The organism is Bradyrhizobium manausense (assembly GCF_018129685.1).
GTDB lineage: Bacteria > Pseudomonadota > Alphaproteobacteria > Rhizobiales > Xanthobacteraceae > Bradyrhizobium > Bradyrhizobium manausense_D.
The window spans coordinates 1-15548 of the sequence record NZ_JAFCLG010000043.1 but is presented as its reverse complement, the minus strand read 5'-3'; the positions used below and the strand labels follow the sequence as shown (position 1 = coordinate 15548).

The 15548-nt window shown below is 64.2% G+C and carries 18 protein-coding genes, 1 tRNA gene and 1 pseudogene; 5 read left to right on the top strand and 15 right to left on the bottom strand.

What is annotated here, in order from left to right; translation table 11 throughout:
* Positions 1–143: 143 nt before the first annotated feature.
* Positions 144–1013, top strand: a complete 870-nt coding sequence (locus JQ621_RS34985; RefSeq protein WP_212241742.1) for a sulfurtransferase — start codon at positions 144–146, stop codon at positions 1011–1013.
* Positions 1014–1024: 11 nt separating this feature from the next.
* On the opposite strand, the gene JQ621_RS34980 is transcribed toward JQ621_RS34985, so the two are convergent.
* The 4 genes from JQ621_RS34980 to JQ621_RS34965 all read right to left on the bottom strand — a co-directional run bounded on the left by JQ621_RS34980 (position 1025) and on the right by JQ621_RS34965 (position 2968).
* The gene (locus tag JQ621_RS34980) at positions 1025–1291 is read right to left on the bottom strand and encodes a hypothetical protein (RefSeq protein ID WP_212241740.1); all 267 of its coding nucleotides are present in this window, start codon (positions 1289–1291) and stop codon (positions 1025–1027) included.
* Positions 1292–1431: 140 nt separating this feature from the next.
* Positions 1432–1809, bottom strand: a complete 378-nt coding sequence (locus JQ621_RS34975; protein WP_212241738.1) for a TIGR02301 family protein — start codon at positions 1807–1809, stop codon at positions 1432–1434.
* A 47-nt stretch (positions 1810–1856) separates the two neighbouring features.
* On the bottom strand, positions 1857–2300 hold the full coding sequence (locus tag JQ621_RS34970; RefSeq protein WP_212241737.1) for an NUDIX hydrolase: 444 nt from the start codon (positions 2298–2300) through the stop codon (positions 1857–1859).
* Between the two features lie 170 nt (positions 2301–2470).
* Positions 2471–2968 (bottom strand): hypothetical protein, encoded by a 498-nt coding sequence (locus tag JQ621_RS34965; protein ID WP_212241736.1) that lies wholly within the window; start codon positions 2966–2968, stop codon positions 2471–2473.
* Positions 2969–3029: 61 nt separating this feature from the next.
* Here JQ621_RS34965 and JQ621_RS34960 point away from each other — a divergent pair, with 61 nt between their 5' ends.
* Positions 3030–3794 carry an SOS response-associated peptidase gene (locus JQ621_RS34960; RefSeq protein WP_212241735.1) on the top strand — a complete coding sequence of 255 codons (765 nt, stop codon included), beginning with the start codon at positions 3030–3032 and terminating at the stop codon, positions 3792–3794.
* Between the two features lie 121 nt (positions 3795–3915).
* Here the strand turns inward: JQ621_RS34960 and JQ621_RS34955 are convergent, their stop codons facing one another.
* On the bottom strand, positions 3916–4332 hold the full coding sequence (locus tag JQ621_RS34955) for a Tautomerase enzyme (protein ID WP_212241730.1): 417 nt from the start codon (positions 4330–4332) through the stop codon (positions 3916–3918).
* Positions 4333–4438: 106 nt separating this feature from the next.
* Between JQ621_RS34955 and JQ621_RS34950 the strand changes: the two genes are divergently transcribed.
* Positions 4439–4999, top strand: coding sequence for a TetR family transcriptional regulator (locus tag JQ621_RS34950; RefSeq protein ID WP_212241728.1), 561 nt, complete (start codon positions 4439–4441; stop codon positions 4997–4999).
* 3 nt (positions 5000–5002) lie between these two features.
* Here the strand turns inward: JQ621_RS34950 and JQ621_RS34945 are convergent, their stop codons facing one another.
* The 6 genes from JQ621_RS34945 to JQ621_RS34920 form a co-directional block, all read right to left on the bottom strand.
* Positions 5003–6196 (bottom strand): CaiB/BaiF CoA transferase family protein, encoded by a 1194-nt coding sequence (locus tag JQ621_RS34945; protein ID WP_212241726.1) that lies wholly within the window; start codon positions 6194–6196, stop codon positions 5003–5005.
* A 139-nt stretch (positions 6197–6335) separates the two neighbouring features.
* The gene (locus tag JQ621_RS34940) at positions 6336–7265 is read right to left on the bottom strand and encodes a glycine/sarcosine/betaine reductase selenoprotein B family protein (RefSeq protein WP_212241724.1); all 930 of its coding nucleotides are present in this window, start codon (positions 7263–7265) and stop codon (positions 6336–6338) included.
* 289 nt (positions 7266–7554) lie between these two features.
* On the bottom strand, positions 7555–8136 hold the full coding sequence (locus JQ621_RS34935) for an NUDIX domain-containing protein (RefSeq protein ID WP_212241723.1): 582 nt from the start codon (positions 8134–8136) through the stop codon (positions 7555–7557).
* Positions 8137–8145: 9 nt separating this feature from the next.
* Positions 8146–8583 carry a GNAT family acetyltransferase gene (locus JQ621_RS34930; RefSeq protein ID WP_212241722.1) on the bottom strand — a complete coding sequence of 146 codons (438 nt, stop codon included), beginning with the start codon at positions 8581–8583 and terminating at the stop codon, positions 8146–8148.
* Positions 8580–10007, bottom strand: a complete 1428-nt coding sequence (locus tag JQ621_RS34925) for an FAD-binding oxidoreductase (protein ID WP_212241721.1) — start codon at positions 10005–10007, stop codon at positions 8580–8582. The genes JQ621_RS34930 and JQ621_RS34925 overlap by 4 nt, the downstream gene beginning before the upstream one ends.
* 78 nt (positions 10008–10085) lie before the next feature.
* Positions 10086–11075 (bottom strand): L-threonylcarbamoyladenylate synthase, encoded by a 990-nt coding sequence (locus JQ621_RS34920; RefSeq protein ID WP_212241720.1) that lies wholly within the window; start codon positions 11073–11075, stop codon positions 10086–10088.
* Between the two features lie 68 nt (positions 11076–11143).
* Here JQ621_RS34920 and JQ621_RS34915 point away from each other — a divergent pair.
* Together JQ621_RS34915 and JQ621_RS34910 are read left to right on the top strand one after the other, a co-directional pair.
* Positions 11144–11220: transfer RNA gene (locus tag JQ621_RS34915), tRNA-Pro, on the top strand.
* Positions 11221–11293: 73 nt separating this feature from the next.
* Positions 11294–11521, top strand: coding sequence for a hypothetical protein (locus tag JQ621_RS34910; protein ID WP_212241719.1), 228 nt, complete (start codon positions 11294–11296; stop codon positions 11519–11521).
* An 8-nt stretch (positions 11522–11529) separates the two neighbouring features.
* Here the strand turns inward: JQ621_RS34910 and JQ621_RS34905 are convergent, their stop codons facing one another.
* The 4 genes and pseudogenes from JQ621_RS34905 to JQ621_RS34890 form a co-directional block, all read right to left on the bottom strand.
* On the bottom strand, positions 11530–12786 hold the full coding sequence (locus JQ621_RS34905; protein WP_212241718.1) for a tyrosine-type recombinase/integrase: 1257 nt from the start codon (positions 12784–12786) through the stop codon (positions 11530–11532).
* An 811-nt stretch (positions 12787–13597) separates the two neighbouring features.
* Positions 13598–14185: an ANTAR domain-containing response regulator gene (locus JQ621_RS34900; RefSeq protein WP_212241717.1), complete on the bottom strand. Its 588-nt coding sequence runs from the start codon at positions 14183–14185 to the stop codon at positions 13598–13600.
* On the bottom strand, positions 14182–14643 hold the full coding sequence (locus tag JQ621_RS34895; RefSeq protein ID WP_312015477.1) for a transporter substrate-binding protein: 462 nt from the start codon (positions 14641–14643) through the stop codon (positions 14182–14184). Before JQ621_RS34895 ends, JQ621_RS34900 begins: the two co-directional genes overlap by 4 nt.
* Positions 14644–14780: 137 nt before the next feature.
* Positions 14781–15415: pseudogene (locus tag JQ621_RS34890) on the bottom strand (transposase); the annotation flags it as partial.
* Between the last annotated feature and the right edge of the window lie 133 nt (positions 15416–15548).

Genomic DNA, 15548 nt, shown 5'->3' with positions numbered 1-15548 from the left:
GCCCTCATTGCTGTCGCCAGGAAGCTGCTGACCATCCTCAACGCCATGCTGCGCGACCGAAAAATCTATAAGGTCGAACCATCAACATAACAGTTGCCGGCCTTCGCCGGGACGACGCCGGGGAGACAGGGGAGTGCAGTCCGATGTCCCAACCCACCGCCCTTATCACCACCGAGCAGCTCGCTACCATCCTCGGCGCCCGCAACCTGCGCCTCTACGACTGCACGACCTATCTCGAACCTGCGCCGTCAGGCAGCGACGTACCCTACCGCGCCGTGCCCGGCGACAGGACCTTTGCGGCCGGCCACATTCCCGGTGCCGATTTCCTCGACCTGCAAGGCGAGTTCTCCGACACTTCCTCGTTGCAGTTCTTCATGATGCCCGGCCTCGCTCAGCTCGAAGCCGCGTTCGGTCGCCACGGCGCGGACGCCGGCAAGACCATCGTGCTCTACAGCATCGGCACAATGATGTGGTCGACGCGGTTCTGGTGGATGCTGCGCTCCCTCGGTGTCGACGCGCGGGTGCTCGACGGCGGCTTCGATAAATGGAAGGAAGAGGGTCGGGCGATCGAGACCGGTGCGCCGAAGGGCTATCCGGCCACGACCCTGAAGGCGGCGCCGCGCGGCGGCTTCTTCGTCGACAAGACCTTCGTGAAGGCCCGCATCGGCGATCCCGCGACCGTCACCGTCAACGCGCTCGGGCCGCAATTTCACCGGGGACTCGAGCCGAGCCGCTACGGCCGGGCTGGCCGCGTTCCCGGCAGCGTCAACGTTCCGGCCGCGACGCTCGTGAATGGCAACAAGACGCTGACGACGCTGGCCGATGCCGAAGCGAAGTTCGCCGCTGCAGGCGTCACGCGCGACAAGAACGTGATTCTCTATTGCGGCGGGGGGATCTCGGCGACGATCGACTTGTTTCTGCTGACGCAGCTCGGCTACGACAAGCTCGCGCTCTACGACGCCTCGATGGGCGAATGGGCGAGTGACCCCTCGCTACCGATCGAGACGGATTGACGCGCGCAAGCTTACTGCTTCGCGAGGCAGACAGAGAACTCGCCGTTGCGGATGCGCGCGGGAAAGCCCTCGACGAACTTTGCCACGGCATCCTCGCCATAGGTGCCGACAAGCTCGGCCAGCGCTGCGAAAAGGCTCGCTTGCGCCAGGCAGTCGCCATCAACGCCGTCATGGCGCGCTTCGGCCCAGGCCTCGTTCAGATAGCTCAAGGCGGCCTGCTTCTGCTCATGGTCGGGCAGCGGCGCGCGGGCGGGGGCGTAGGAAATCGGCTGGCTCATGAAACTCGATCAGGGCTGGGGCGCGATCCACGGCGATGCGCTGTGCGAGAGGTGTAGCACGCGCATTAACGACCGCTAGGCCACATCTTTAAGAACGGTTAACGGCTGTGAACAAACTCGATGTCGGGGTTCAAGCGAGCTCAGTTCGCGTATCGCGCCGTGAGATCCCGCGAGATCTTCGAGCCTTCCTCGATGTAGCGGCGGATCGCCACCGTCGCCGCCGGTGTGCAGCTCCTGTAAGTCTGCTGGAAGCCGTTATAGCCGCGGTTGAAGGCGGCGATCATGCGGGTGCGGCGCTCGCCGGCGGGGGTTTCGGCATCGATCAGCGCCTGCATCTCGCTGCGCCATTTGTTGCCCTCGTTGGTGCCGCAGATGCCGCGCAGATAGTGCAGGCCGCCGAGGACCTCGGCCAGGCGCTGCAAATCGCCGTCGAACGGCGCCGCGGCGTCCTGGGCCCGGGTGGGCGCGGAGGCGCAGGCGACAATGAGGGCAAAAATGGCCAGAAATCGCGGAAACATCGGCGGCGTGTATGCCCCCTCGGGGCCGATGACGCAAGGCGGCGCGTTCAGGAACGGATCAGGCGCGCGGCGGACTGGATGATCTCCTCCAGCCCCCCGGTCATCTTGAGGCCGCCAAGGCCGCCAAGGCTGCCGAGAGCGTCCGGGGCGATCCAGCTGAAATCGTCGAGCTCGTCATTCAGGGTCGGTTCCCGGGCCACCCAGCGGGCGGCAAAGGACATGATCAGATAGTGGCCGGCGCCCGGTGCGGCCGGCAGCACTTCGCGCCAGCCGGCAAGACTGACGATCTCGATCTCGAGCCCGGTCTCCTCGTCGACCTCGCGCTTGAGCGCGTGATGCAGCGATTCGCCAAATTCGACCCGGCCGCCCGGCAGCGAATAGAAGCCCTTGGCGGGCGAGCGGGCGCGGCGGGTCAGCAGCACCTTGCCGTCACGAAAAATGGCCGCGCTGACGGCGATCTGGGGATGGGTGGGCTGGGTGACGCCGGCCATGGCTTCTTCATCTCTCCCCAGCTGGCAGAGGTCGATTTGCGAAGCAAATCGGGTGAGGGGGCGCAGTCGACGCGAGGGACCAAAGCCCTTCACCCGGCGCTACGCGCCGACCTCTCCCGACGGGAGAGGTAGACGGCGTGCGGAGCAAGGTCTGACCCACCTTCATGAGCTCAATTCGCCATGATGGTGTCGACGTCGGCTTCCGTGCCGCCATTGATGATGCCGCCGCAGGCCGCGATCAGCGGCTTGACCCAGGCCGTCGCCTGCTCGGCCAGCCGGACGCGGGTCGTGTCCTTGTCGACCTCACGCATGGCCGAGCCGACCGCCGTCAGGATCGAGGTCATGGTGTCCGTGATGTGGTCGAACTGGGCGCGCACGGATGGCTCGGCCTTCTCATAGGCCTCGATGGCCAGATCCCGTGCCTTGAAGTTCGAGGCCGTAAAGTGCTCGGCATAGGACAGCGGCGACCAGGTGAGAAAATCCTCGGCGCATTCCGGCATGTCCGGGATCATCTCCAGGAGCATCACGGCTTCATTGAAATGGTTGAGATAGTCAGTGGCAAGCCCGGTCCGCGGGTTGATGTTGGCCACGCGCAGCCGCTCAGCCCAGGCCACGGCCTCGGGGCCCGTCTGTGCGCGCGTCGCGGGTTGGGAGGCCATTGAGCTCATCCGCCGCAGTGTTAACGTTCGAGGTTAAAAGGACATCAACGAACCCTATATTGGCACAAGGATGTGTGGTCGCTTCGTCATAACTTCGGCCCCCGCGGCTTTGCGGCAATTGTTTGGCTACGTCGAGCAGCCGAATTTCCCGCCCCGGTACAATGTCGCGCCGACACAACCGATTCCGGTCGTGCTGATCGAGAATGGCGCGCGCCATTTCCGCCTGATGCGTTGGGGATTGCTGCCGAGCTGGGTCAAGGATCCCAAGGGATTTACGCTGCTGATCAACGCCCGCTCCGAGACGGTGTTGGAGAAGCCGGCGTTCAGACACGCGATTCGGCGACGTCGCGGCCTGATCCCGGCCGACGGCTATTACGAATGGAAGTCCATCGATGGCCGCAAGCAACCGTTCTTCATCCATCGCGCGGATCGCACGCCGCTCGGCTTCGCCGCGCTGTTCGAGACCTGGATCGGGCCGAATGGCGAGGAACTCGATACGGCGGCGATCGTGACGGCGGCAGCCGGCGAGGATCTCGCCACGCTGCATGACCGCGTGCCCGTCACCATCAGCCCGCGCGATTTCGAGCGCTGGCTCGATCATCGCGATGACGAGATCGATGCGATCCTGCCGCTGATGACGGCGCCTCGCATCGGCGAGTTCGCCTGGCACCCGGTCTCCACCCGCGTCAACCGCGTCGCCAATGACGACGCGCAGCTGCTCTTGCCGATCAGCGCGGAAGAGATGGAAGCGGAAGCCGAGGCCGCGAAGCCGAAGAAGCCGGTGCGGAAGGCGGCGGCTGCGTCATCGGATGACGGGCAGGGGTCGCTGTTCTAGGCAAGCTGCCGTAGGGTGGGCAAAGCGAAGCGTGCCCACCATTCGTTGCGATCGGAGAAAGTTGGTGGGCACGGCGCGTCGCGCCTTTGCCCACCCTACGAGACCTACGATCGTGTCGGATTCAAGCCGCGGCGACAGCCGATCCGAGCGCGGCATTGCTGAACGCCTCGCCGCCGATGCCCCAGCCGCCATCCACGGCGTAGCTGACATTTGCAAAAATGTGCTCCCGCTTGATGCGTCCTTCGGCGGCACGCTCGATGATATCGGTGCCCTCCGAGATCCAGGCGTCCTTCAGCTCCTGCGTCGGCAGCACGAATGAAGGCACCTTGAGTTCGAACACGGCGATGTCGGCAGGCTTGCCGCCGGAATAGGTGCGGCGTTTCGGCACCACGGTCACCTCACCGATCACGTTCGGCGTCATGAAGCGATTGCCCGTGAGGCCGTGCAGACGCAGGAGCAGCTCCGTCAGCTTGCCGAACGCCTCGGCTTCCCCCGATGGCGTCAGTGCACCTTCGGGAACGATGATTTGAATGGGCATGTGAAGTCTCCAGTTTTGCACCGTGAGATAACGGTCGTTATATAAAACATAACGATCGTTATCTCGTCAAGCGTAATATAACGATCGCTATCGAGAGGGATCGGCGATGGCACGACCGAAGAAGAGCGATGGTGACGCGCGCGCGCGACTGGCGGATGCGGTCGGGCGCGGCTTCCGCACCGGCGGATTCGGCGGCGCCGGGGTGGACGCGCTCGCCAAGGGCGCGGGCCTTACGTCGGGGGCGTTCTACGCCCATTTCGAATCCAAGGCGGATGCGTTCCGGCTTGCGGTCGCGGACGGGCTCGCCTTCCTGCGCGGCGGCATCGCCCAGTTCCAGGCTCAATATGGCGGCGGTTGGCGCGAACCGTTCATCGATTTCTATCTGGGTGAGCGGATGGAGGTGGGCCTCGATGAGGCATGTGCGCTACCCAGCTTCTCCTCCGACGTCGCGCGCTCGGACGCCGCAACGCGCGCTGTTTATCAGGGCGAGTTGGAGCGTCTCGTGGACCTCGTCGCGCAGGGGTTTCGCGGCACGCATGCGCGGCAGCGCGCGCTGGCGCTGCTTGCGATCCTGACCGGCGCCGCCGACATGGCGCGCGCGGTAAAGGATGACGCCATCAGGCGCGACATCCTCGCCGCAGCCAAGGTCGCGGCGAAGGCGATCTAGCTCTCAGACGACTTCCCGCGCCCTGAGCGCTGCAATCTCGGTTGCATCGAACCCCAGCTCGCCCAGCACCGCATCCGTATCCGCGCCCAATTCCGGGGCCATCCGATCGAGCTTTCCGCCACCATGGGCGAGCCTGAAGCCGCTGCCGGCAAAGCGCAGTCGGCCGTAGGGCGTGTCCAATTCCTGAATCGCGCCGCGTGCCTTGATCTGCGGGTGGTCGATGACCTCTTCGACCTTCCAGATGCTGGCGCAGGGCGCGCCGGCGTCTTCCAGAATGGTCTCCCATTCGCGCGCCGGCTTTGCAGCGAGCGCTTCTTCGATAATGGCGCGCAGCGCCGGCTCGTTTTCGTTGCGGGAGAACCAGTCGGCGAAGCGCGGGTCGGCGAGCGTATCCTCGCGGCCGAGCGCAGACATCAGCGCGCGATATTGCTTCTCGTTGTTGACCGCGAGCAGGATGTGGCCGTCGCCGCATTTGAACAGGTTCGCCGTGGTCCTGCGGCTGACGGCCTGATTGCCCGACAGCTGTTGGCGATGGCCGGCAACCGACCAGTCCGCGATTTGCCCGGAGAGAAACGCCATCGTCGCTTCCAGCATGGAGACGTCGACCAACTGCCCCTTGCCGGTGCGGTCGCGCTGGTAGAGCGCGCTCGACACGCCGAACGCGGCCGTCGCGCCGGAGAGTACGTCGCACACTGCAAAGCCCGCGCGTGTCGGGCCAGTTTCGGGGTGACCCGTGATCGCCATGATGCCCGACAGCGCCTGCATCTTGCCGTCATAGCCGGGCCGCAGGCGATCGGGACCGGTCTGGCCGAAGCCCGATACCGCGCAATAGATCAGCTTGGGATTGATCGCCGAGAGCGCCTCATAGCCGATGCCGAGCTTGTCCATCACGCCCGGGCGGAAGTTCTCCATGACGACGTCGACGGTCGCGGCGAGCTTCTTCACGATGGCGATCGCATCGGGCTTTTGCAGATCGAGCGTCAGGCTGCGCTTGTTGCCGTTGATGGCCTGGAACGCCGGCGCCAGCCCGCGCTCGGCCCATTCGCGTGAGAGTGGCGTGCGGCGCATGTCCTCGCCCTCGCGCCGCTCGACCTTGATGACATCGGCGCCCAGGAGCGCAAGCTGGTAGCTGGCGTAAGGACCGGCCAGCACTTGCGTAAAATCCAGGATCTTCACGCCCTCGAACGGTCGCGTCACGTCTCTCTCCCCTCGTTGTTCTGTTTTATTTGAGGACGTCAAAGCATGATCCGGAAAAGTGCGAAGCGGTTTTCCGGAAAGATCATGCGTAAACAAAAACCTAAAGCGCGACGACGATTCATCCAAGTCTCATCGCGCTTTAGGCGGCGCGATTGCCGCGCGCGATCTCCTTCTGCTTGTCGAATTCGGCGCGGCGGCGGGCCAGCTCTTCCGGCGAAAGCTGCGCGACATTGTTGTAGTCGAGCTTCCAGGAGGCATCCTCGCTCCAGCGCAGCGGCGACTGCATCGTGGTCTGCGGGCCGCTCGCGGTCTCCAGCAGTTTCAACGCCAGTTCCAGCGTTTGGGCCTGCGAGGCAATATCATGGGGCTTGCCGGCGGAGTTGCCGAGCGGAAAATCGGAGAACAGGAAGCGCGGCACCGCGGCGTGCTCGATGATGTCCTTGGCGCAGCCCATGATCACGGTCGCAATCCCGCCTGCCTCCAGATGCCGCGCCACCAGCGCCGTGGTCTGGTGGCAGACCGGGCAGTTCGGCACCAGCACGGCGACATCGACCTTGTCCGCGATGCAGCGCGCCAGAATCTCCGGCGCGTCGGTGTCGAGCGTGACCCGATGGCTGCGATTGGTCGGTGCGCCGAAGAAGCGCCGGCTCACCTCGCCGATCCGGCCAGCAGAGGCCGCCTTCAAGAGCTGCGGTAGCGGAAACCAGGTGCCGTTGTCGGTCGCCGAGCTGTGCTTGCGGTCGTAGCCGATGTGCGAGATGCGCAGATCGTGCTGCTGTGAGGTGTCGCCGTCATAGACCTGGTAGAATTTCGCGCTGCCATTATACGCCGCTCCCGGCCCCTGATCGCCCTTGGTGGGATCGTAGGGCGCGGCGGTCGTGATGATGGTGACCCGCGATTGCGTCAGCGGTTTCTTCAGCGGCTGGAACGGCGCCGTGGTGTAGTGCGCCCAGCGATACGGCGTGGTGTAGCCGATCGCCGCGTAATAATCCCGCGTGCGCTGCATATAGGGAATCGGGGAATCATGGTCGGGCGCAAAGCCGAATTCATCGTCGCGCGGAGCGGACATGGGCGCGTCTCCTGGTTCTAGTTGACGACAGACTAGAGGTAGTCCGGGATCAGCTCAACCGGGGGCGGAGCGGCGCAGGCCACAATTGCATTGTGCGATGAAGCCGAGCGAAAGGTGCTCTGACCCTCCCCTGGAGGGGGAGGGTCGATCGCGCGCAGCGCGAGCGCGGTGGGGTGATCTCTCCACACGGGCACTGTTGGACGGGGAGAGACCGTCACCCCACCCCGTCTCATGTCTCGCTTCGCTCAACATGAGCCGACCCTCCCCCTCCAGGGGAGGGTAAGCAAGTCTATCTGAATATATGCAGCGCCGCGTATTGCAGCAGCATGATCGCCTTGGCGTCGATGATCCGCCCGTCGGCGATCATCGCCAGGGCCTCGTCGATGCCAAGCTCCAGCACCTCGATATCCTCGCCCTCGTGTTCGAGCCCGCCGCCGGCGCTGACCCGCATGTCCGGCTCGTATTCGGCGACGAAGAAGTGCAGCCTTTCGGTGATGGCGCCCGGGCTCATGAAGGCCTCGAACACCTTGTGGACGTCGTGCAGGCGATAGCCGGTTTCTTCCTCGGCTTCGGCGCGGATGCGCACCTCCGGCGAGGCGTCGTCCAGCACGCCGGCGGCAGCTTCGATCAACAGGTCGTCATGTCCTCGGATGAATGCCGGCAGGCGAAACTGCTTCACCAGGATCACGGTGCGCGCGGCGCGGTTATACGGCAGCACGGCCGCGGCATTGTCGCGCTCGTAGGTCTCGCGGTGCTGTGTCTGCCACGCGCCATTGGCGCGCCGGTACTCGAACGTGGTGGTCTTCAGCGTCGTCCAGCCGTTCGAGAGCACGCGGACGTCCTTGATGCGGACGCGGTCGGAGATGGTCATGACTGTCTTTCAGTGTTCGCGGCCGTCGAGCCACTTCTGGAACATCACCGACGTCGATTCCTCGAAGCCGAGCGACTGATAGAACGCATTCGCCTGCGCATTCTCGCGGCGGACCAGCAGCTGCAGCTTGGCGATGCCGGCTGCGCGCAGCCAGTGCTCGGCCGCCGCCATGATGGCGCGGCCATGGCCGCGCTTGCGCCCATCAGGATCGACCGCGACGTAGTAGACCCAGCCACGATGGCCATCATGGCCGACCATGACGGTTGCGGCGATCGCGCCATTGTCGCGGCCGATCAGCACCGTCGAATTGTCGCGCCGCCGCGCCAGCGCGATGTCGGCATGCGGATCGTTCCAGGGCCGCGTCAGGCCGCAGCGCTGCCACAGCGCAACGACGTTTTCGATATCGGCATCACTGATGGCATCAATCGTCAGAGCAGCTACGGTCACAGCACCTTCCCCGGATTCATGATGCCGTGCGGGTCGAGCATCGCCTTGATCGACCGCATCAGCTCGATGGCGGTCTTGTCCTTCACCTCCGGCAGCTCGTCGCGCTTGAGCACGCCGATGCCGTGTTCGGCCGAGATCGAGCCGCCCATGCGCAGCACGATTTCGAACACCACGGCGTTCATCTCGTGCCAGCGCGCCAGATAATCCGCGGTGTTGGCACCAATGGGCTGGCTGACATTGTAGTGCAGATTGCCGTCGCCGAGATGGCCGAACGGCACCGGCCGCGCGCCGGGGATCAGCTTCACCACGGCGGCGTTGGCCTCCTCGATGAAGGCGGGTACGGCGGCAACAGGCACCGAGATGTCGTGCTTGATCGATCCGCCCTCGGGCTTCTGCGCCCACGACATCTCCTCGCGCAATTTCCAGAAGCCGTTGCGCTGGGTGAGGTTGGCCGCGATCACGGCGTCGTCGACGATCTCCTCTTCCATGGCGCGCGCGAGGATCGTCTCCAGCAGCGTGCGGGCATCGTCGCCGGGGGAGGACAATTCCATCAGCACGTACCAGGGGTGCTTCTCGGGAAGCGGATCGCGCACGTCGTTGCCGTGGCGCACCGAGAAATCCACCGCCATCTCCGACAGCAGCTCGAAGCTCGTCAGCGTATTGGCCGCTTCGCTCTGCGCGATCGCCAGCAGCTTCAGCGCCGCCTCGGGCGACTTCAGCCCGACATAAGCGGTCTCGATCGCCCGCGGCTTCGGAAACAGCTTTAATGTCGCCGCGGTGATGATGCCGAGCGTGCCTTCCGCGCCGATGAAGAGGTTGTGCAGATTGTAGCCGGTGTTGTCCTTCTTCAGCTTCGACAGCAAATTGAGCACGCGCCCATCCGCGAGTACCACTTCCAGCCCCAGCGCCATCTCGCGCGCCACGCCATAGGCGAGCGCGGCCGTGCCGCCGGCATTGGTCGAGAGATTGCCGCCGATGGTGCAGCTCCCCTCCGCGCCGAGCGAGAGCGGAAACAGCCGGTCCACGTCGGCAGCCTTCTGCTGCGCGATCTGCAGCACGACGCCGGCCTCGCAGGTCATGGTGTTGGACGCCGTGTCGACCTCGCGGATCCTGTCCATGCGCCGCAGCGACACCACCACTTCGCCATTGTGCGGCGTCTGGCCGCCGACGAGTCCGGTGTTGCCGCCCTGCGGCACCAGCGCGATTCCGTGCTCGGAGGCGAGCTTGCAGATCGCGGAGACCTCTGCCGTCGAGGCAGGGCGCAGCACCAGCGGCGAGCGGCCGTGGAAGAGGTTGCGCTCCTCGGTGACGTAGGCCTGGATATCGGCCGCTTCGGTGATCGCGTGCCTGTCGCCGACGATCTTGCGGAATTTCTCGATCAGCTCGGGCGCAAGCGGCGGGGCCGCGGATTGATTGATGTTCATCGTCTCGTCTCTACTTCGCTCTTGTCTCTTGCGCATGATCTTATCGGAAAACCGCTGCACACTTTTCCGGATCATGCGCTATCGCGCAACCGCCGCGCGGCGCAGCCGGTCGTTGATGGCTTCGCCCAGATCCTGCTCGGGGATGGCCATGACGGCAATCGTCTTGGGCGCCTTCGCATCGAGCGCCCGAAGATAGCCGAACAGGTTGGCCGCAGCTTCATCGAGATCAGCCGCGGGCGACAAATTCATGACGGCGGCGGCGGTCTCCTGGCCGGGCAGGCGCGCGGGGCCGAACGCGAGCAGCGCTTCATCTGGCGCAACATCCCGCGCATGGAGCCGCACCTTGGCGCGCGGCGCATAATGCGAGGCCAGCATGCCCGGTGCCAGCGGCTGGCTGTCGTCGCTCTCTGTCTCGACAGGCGGCCGCGTCAGCGGCGCGCCAAGCACGGCCTCGATCCGTTCGCGCGAGAGCCCGCCGGGGCGGAGCAACATCGGCGCCTCGAAGCAGCCGACAATGGTCGACTCGACTCCGACAGCGACCGGCCCGCCGTCGATGATCAGGTCGATCCGGCCCGCAAGGTCACTCTCGACATGGGCGGCCAGCGTCGGCGAGACGTGGCCGGAGATGTTCGCGGACGGCGCCACCACCGCCCTGCCAAAGGCGCGCAGGATCGCCTCTGCGACGGGGTGGGCGGGAATGCGGACCGCGACCGTGTCGAGGCCGGCGGTGGCGAGCTCCGCCACCGGGCAATCATCCGTCTTCGGCACCACGAGCGTCAGCGGTCCCGGCCAGAACGCTTCTGCGAGCCTCAACGCGCGCGCATCGAACCGGCCGATCCGCCGCGCGGCCGCAAGGTCGGGGACATGGGCGATCAGCGGATTGAACGCCGGCCGTCCCTTGGCGCTGTAGATGTGGGCCACCGCCGTGGCATTTGCGGCGTCGGCGCCGAGCCCGTAGACCGTCTCGGTCGGAAACGCGACCAGCCCTCCGGCGGCCAGGGTCCGGGCGGCGGCTTCCGCGCCGGCCTCGCCGGCTGGCAAAATCAGTGTTTCAAGGCCCGTTTTCACAGGGATAAAATTCCTCAGCTCGGCCGCTTGCGGTGCGCCACACCCGACGCTATAAGCCGGCCTCTTGTCGGAGTGTGGCTCAGCCCGGTAGAGCACTGCGTTCGGGACGCAGGGGTCGCAGGTTCGAATCCTGCCACTCCGACCATTATTTCAAGTACTTATAGTTTCGATGTTTTTTGTGCGCAATGAAATGCGCAATGATTTGAGGCACATCTGCCATGCCCGTCGATCTTGAGGCGTACGCCAAGGACGTCGAAGAGCAGGCAAGGCAGATCCGCGACGATCTTGAACCGCTCGAAGCGGGAAAAATGACGATCGGGGAGCGCGAGGGGAACGGCCCCTGGCGCGATGTAACCCCGGACATGATCAAGCACCACAAGTCCTCCCTCAGGACCTACGAGCTGATTTTGGCTGACCTCAAGGCGCGAATAGCTCGTGGGGAATAGCGTCCCGCTCAGCGCCTTCCCCCAAACGCTTCCGCCGCCTCTTCCTGGAATTCCGGGTGGTGATGGCCATAATTGGCCTCCAATTGCTCAACCGTCATTCCGAGCCAGCCGGCGGCTTCCCACATGTCCACGCCTGCCTGCATCAGCCAAGTCGCTGCGGTATGGCGTAGCGAATGCCGGACCACGTCATCGCCTAGCCCCGCATCCTCCAGAATGCCTTCCCAAGCTGACCTTATCTTGCCGGCAAGCGGCTGGCCGTCGTGCATGCGGTTCACGACGAACCTGATTTGCTCGCCTTCCCTCATGACCCCAGCGGCGCGGAGTTCTGCCGACCGAGCATGGTCAATCCTGCGCCAACGAACCAGGTGGGGGCGCAGACGGCTGGCGATCTTTGCCGGCGGCCGCCGCTTCTTGGTTGACCGCTCCAGCGCCCCTCTGCCCTGGTAGACCATCGCCTCCAGGTTCATCCAAGGATGCGTTGTTGTTGGCAGCCACTGGGTGCGCCGGATCGTCTCCTCGCGACGAGCGCTATAGATGCCAACTAGGCAGAAGCGCGCCGCAGGATAGCGACGACGAATGATCCACCGTTCCCTGCGCACGAGCGCGCCGTCTTCCCTGCGCTTCCACGTCGACAGCTCGATGTCCCACACGTAGCCGATCGCTGCACCAAGCAGGCGCGCTGCCTCATTGCGCGTCAGCCAGCGGTGTCGCCCATCTGCCTTGGGAGGAAGAGTGATTTTCGGAACGACGCTGAGCGTGTGCTCGGCGTGGTAGGCGTTCACCGCAGCTCGCAAATCTTCAAGCCGGCGTCGCGCGGTTTGATCAGAGACAGTCCCGTTGCGCGGCTTGATGCCGGCTTTCCTATTATTGTCGTTCGCGGTGCCGGTAGACCAGTCGACAAAGTCACGGCAGAGCTGGGCTTTGAGCTCGCTGACGGTTTTGTCGCCAAAGAAATTGTTGAGATCGAGCAGGCGAATGAGCAGTAGGTCGTGCTGCTCCCATGCGCGTTCGTCGCTCTTATCCTTGGGCCGCTTTGAAACCTCATAGGCTGTGAGAACGTCGGCTATTGCGAGGACGCTAGGGTCGGTTGCTCCGATCGTGCTGGTATGCCGCTCGCCGATGTAAGCTTCGAGCGCCTTCGCAGCTCCGTCAATGTCGTCGCGGCTGCGGCCTGTGCGGATTTGCCGACCACGGTCGAGGATGATCCAGGTTTCATCGTCCTCTCTAAACCAGAGTCGTGGCGGCTTGGCTTTGCGGCCCGGCATGACGGCTTCACTAATTTGCGGATTGCGCGAGGTGTCGTCAAATCTTTGCCTGCCACTTTGGCGATTTCAAGAGTCCCTGCGGTCGCCGCCCTGCGCAACGAGGATAATGTCAATGGACCGTGCGGAAAGAACACCGTAGCAGCCTCGACAAGGGTCATCACTTCGTCCTCTCCCCATTGGGCCGGATCGGGCCGTGCTTTTGCGCGGGCGAGCTTGTCGGTCTTACGTTTCGGCATGTCTTGAACGCCGTATTAATGAGGCCTTTGGCTCGGCCGCTAAGTCCAAGGCTATGCGAAATCTGCTCCTCGGGAAGGATTGCCTCTGTACTGGTGCGGCAATCGGCGGTTCCGGCGTACGAACCGGACTGTTTCCGGGCTCTTAATCGGCGGGTCCCAGGTTCGAGCCCTGGTGCGCCCACCATATAGATCAAACACTTAGCATCAGGCGCGAAGCGGTAGGTGGCCTCGTTTTACAGGCCATTTTACAGTTTTCTTCGCGCTTCAGCACGGGGGCTTCAGCGAGCTTAATATCGCGACCGAGGTAGTGCGCATCGAGAATAGCCTCGACGTCCTTGAGTGAGTGTCCGGTCACGGCTGCGATCTGCGGTAGCTGGCGCCGGCAATCGCCAACCGAACCACCGCCGTGCCGCGCAGGTCATGAAATGTAGACTGCCTCTGTAAGGGCACAATGGTCGTGCGGCCAATGCCCACGTTTCCCGGACAGGCCCGAGATGCGACCGGTTTCGGCCTGAATGATACTCTCAATCCAAGGAATTCGGAAAGCCGCACTCCCGCTCGGCTGATTTAGTGACTTAGCCCGTTGCCCTCGGCAATGAGCCTCGTGCCGTAATCTCAGCCGAGAGCTCCTCGATCGACTTGCGCTGCTCCATCGCGGATCGACGGATCAGCGCAAAGGCTGCCGGCTCCGCGAGTGAGTGGGCGTGCATGACATGGAGCACCGCGGCGAGCACGATGCGGCGCGACCGCAGCCGCTGTTCCAGCTTGACGACCTGCTGCTTCAGCTCGCTCGTGCGCTCGTTGCGCTCGAAAGCCATGACGAGCGCCGCGTAGATACCCGCCGAGCGCAACGGCTTGACGAGAAACGACGCCGGATCGAGTTCCAGTACCAGTTTCAGCCGGCTCGGTGTTTCCGTGCCGAGCAGGGCGATCACCGGACAGCGCTCGTGAAATATGCGTTGCGCAGGCCGCGGCAGCGGCAGGAATTCATCGTCGATCAACGCCACGTCTGGAACGAAGTCGATCGTTTCCGACGGCGTCCATGCGATGCTGTCGACCCCGAGACGTTCGAATTGACGCTTGACGATCGAGGTGTCGCGTTCGTCCTTGACGGCGACGAGCGCTTTGCGTCCCCGCAGCGAAAATGAAGACGGTCTGCTCATTTCACGACCCGCAAATGCGGCGCATTCGGCGAAGTCTCGCCCGTCGTGGTCTCCCGCGACGGACTGACGGCGACGTCGAGCTGCGTCAGATAAGGATCAGGCTTAACAGGGGCATCGGCTTCCCAGAATATATCAAACTGTCCGTGCGGATTGGACACGGCGAGCCGCGGTGTAAGGACGCAATGGTTGTTGCTACCATCGATCCATACCGGCCCTTGCGGCGAATTGTAGCGATAGCCGGCCGCGGCGCGCCGGACCTCGCCGATGTTCGACGTGCCCGCGCGCTGCAGGCCGCGCGCCAATAGATAAACCGCGACATAGGCAGACTGCCCGTCGACGGAGGGGCTGCTTTCAGCGCCGTAACGCGCTTTCCAGCGCGCGACGAATGCGCGGTTCTCGGGCAGGCGAATGCTCTCGAAATAGGCCGAGGGTGTAATGCACGGTCTTCGACAAGTCACAAGTCAGCCCGCACTGACGGGATCTTCTCGCGCGACGACTCGCCGCGACCGAAGCCGCCGGGCTCGACATCCCGATGTTGAGCTGCAGCCTCTGCGAGCCGGAACTCGCGATCGTCGGACCGGCGTCGGCAGGCTGTAACGTGCGGCTCGATACCGTGCTCATAGACCAGCCAGGCGAGCATCTCGGCCGAGCCGTAGCCGCTGTCGCCGAGGAGCCGGTTCGGGTAGAGATCGAACCGTTTGAGCGAGCGCTCAATCATGCGCTTGGCGGCCAACACCTCCGCCTGCCGGATTGCCGTGGTCGCCTCGACATCGACGATGATCGCGTTCTCGACGTCGATCAGGTAGTTCGTCGAGTAGGCGAAGAAGGCTTGGCCACCGTGCGCGCCCGTCCAGCGCGCCGCCGGATCGGAGGGCGACACGAACTTCGGCGTGACTTCGGTCGCCGCTCCGAAAGCGGCATCATCGAGCACGGACAATACTCGTCGATCGCCCGACCGGCAGCCTCCGGCGCAAGTCCCTTGTCTCCTTCGATCCCCTTCTGCCGATTAGCATCGGCCTTGATCAGGCTCGCATCGACCGCAAATCCTTCACCCCCGACCAGCCGCTCCTCGATACAGCGGCTCAAAACGCTCTCGAACACGCGACGGAAGAGGTCGCTCTGTCGGAAGCGGCCATGCCTGTTCTTGGAGAACGTCGAGTGGTCCGGTACTGCGTCGTCCAGACCCAGCCAACAGAACCACCGATAAGCCAACTTGAGGTGGACCTCATCGTAAGCGTAGCTCTGCGGCCCTTTTGGATGGCGCTTGAGGTCTAATTTGTTCGCGCGGCGCGTCGCCGCGGTTTCCATGTGTCGGACAACGCGTTGACGGCGGCCTCGAGGGCCTTCCGATCGATCACGTTGG

Excerpts from the sequence above, each read along its gene's own strand:
- JQ621_RS34985 (WP_212241742.1), top strand. The coding sequence starts at position 144 with ATGTCCCAACCCACCGCCCTTATCACCACCGAGCAGCTCGCTACCATC.
- JQ621_RS34980 (WP_212241740.1), bottom strand. The coding sequence starts at position 1,291 with ATGAGCCAGCCGATTTCCTACGCCCCCGCCCGCGCGCCGCTGCCCGAC.
- JQ621_RS34975 (WP_212241738.1), bottom strand. The coding sequence starts at position 1,809 with ATGTTTCCGCGATTTCTGGCCATTTTTGCCCTCATTGTCGCCTGCGCC.
- JQ621_RS34970 (WP_212241737.1), bottom strand. The coding sequence starts at position 2,300 with ATGGCCGGCGTCACCCAGCCCACCCATCCCCAGATCGCCGTCAGCGCG.
- JQ621_RS34965 (WP_212241736.1), bottom strand. The coding sequence starts at position 2,968 with ATGAGCTCAATGGCCTCCCAACCCGCGACGCGCGCACAGACGGGCCCC.
- JQ621_RS34960 (WP_212241735.1), top strand. The coding sequence starts at position 3,030 with ATGTGTGGTCGCTTCGTCATAACTTCGGCCCCCGCGGCTTTGCGGCAA.
- JQ621_RS34955 (WP_212241730.1), bottom strand. The coding sequence starts at position 4,332 with ATGCCCATTCAAATCATCGTTCCCGAAGGTGCACTGACGCCATCGGGG.
- JQ621_RS34950 (WP_212241728.1), top strand. The coding sequence starts at position 4,439 with ATGGCACGACCGAAGAAGAGCGATGGTGACGCGCGCGCGCGACTGGCG.
- JQ621_RS34940 (WP_212241724.1), bottom strand. The coding sequence starts at position 7,265 with ATGTCCGCTCCGCGCGACGATGAATTCGGCTTTGCGCCCGACCATGAT.
- JQ621_RS34935 (WP_212241723.1), bottom strand. The coding sequence starts at position 8,136 with ATGACCATCTCCGACCGCGTCCGCATCAAGGACGTCCGCGTGCTCTCG.
- JQ621_RS34925 (WP_212241721.1), bottom strand. The coding sequence starts at position 10,007 with ATGAACATCAATCAATCCGCGGCCCCGCCGCTTGCGCCCGAGCTGATC.
- JQ621_RS34910 (WP_212241719.1), top strand. The coding sequence starts at position 11,294 with ATGCCCGTCGATCTTGAGGCGTACGCCAAGGACGTCGAAGAGCAGGCA.
- JQ621_RS34905 (WP_212241718.1), bottom strand. The coding sequence starts at position 12,786 with ATGCCGGGCCGCAAAGCCAAGCCGCCACGACTCTGGTTTAGAGAGGAC.
- JQ621_RS34900 (WP_212241717.1), bottom strand. The coding sequence starts at position 14,185 with ATGAGCAGACCGTCTTCATTTTCGCTGCGGGGACGCAAAGCGCTCGTC.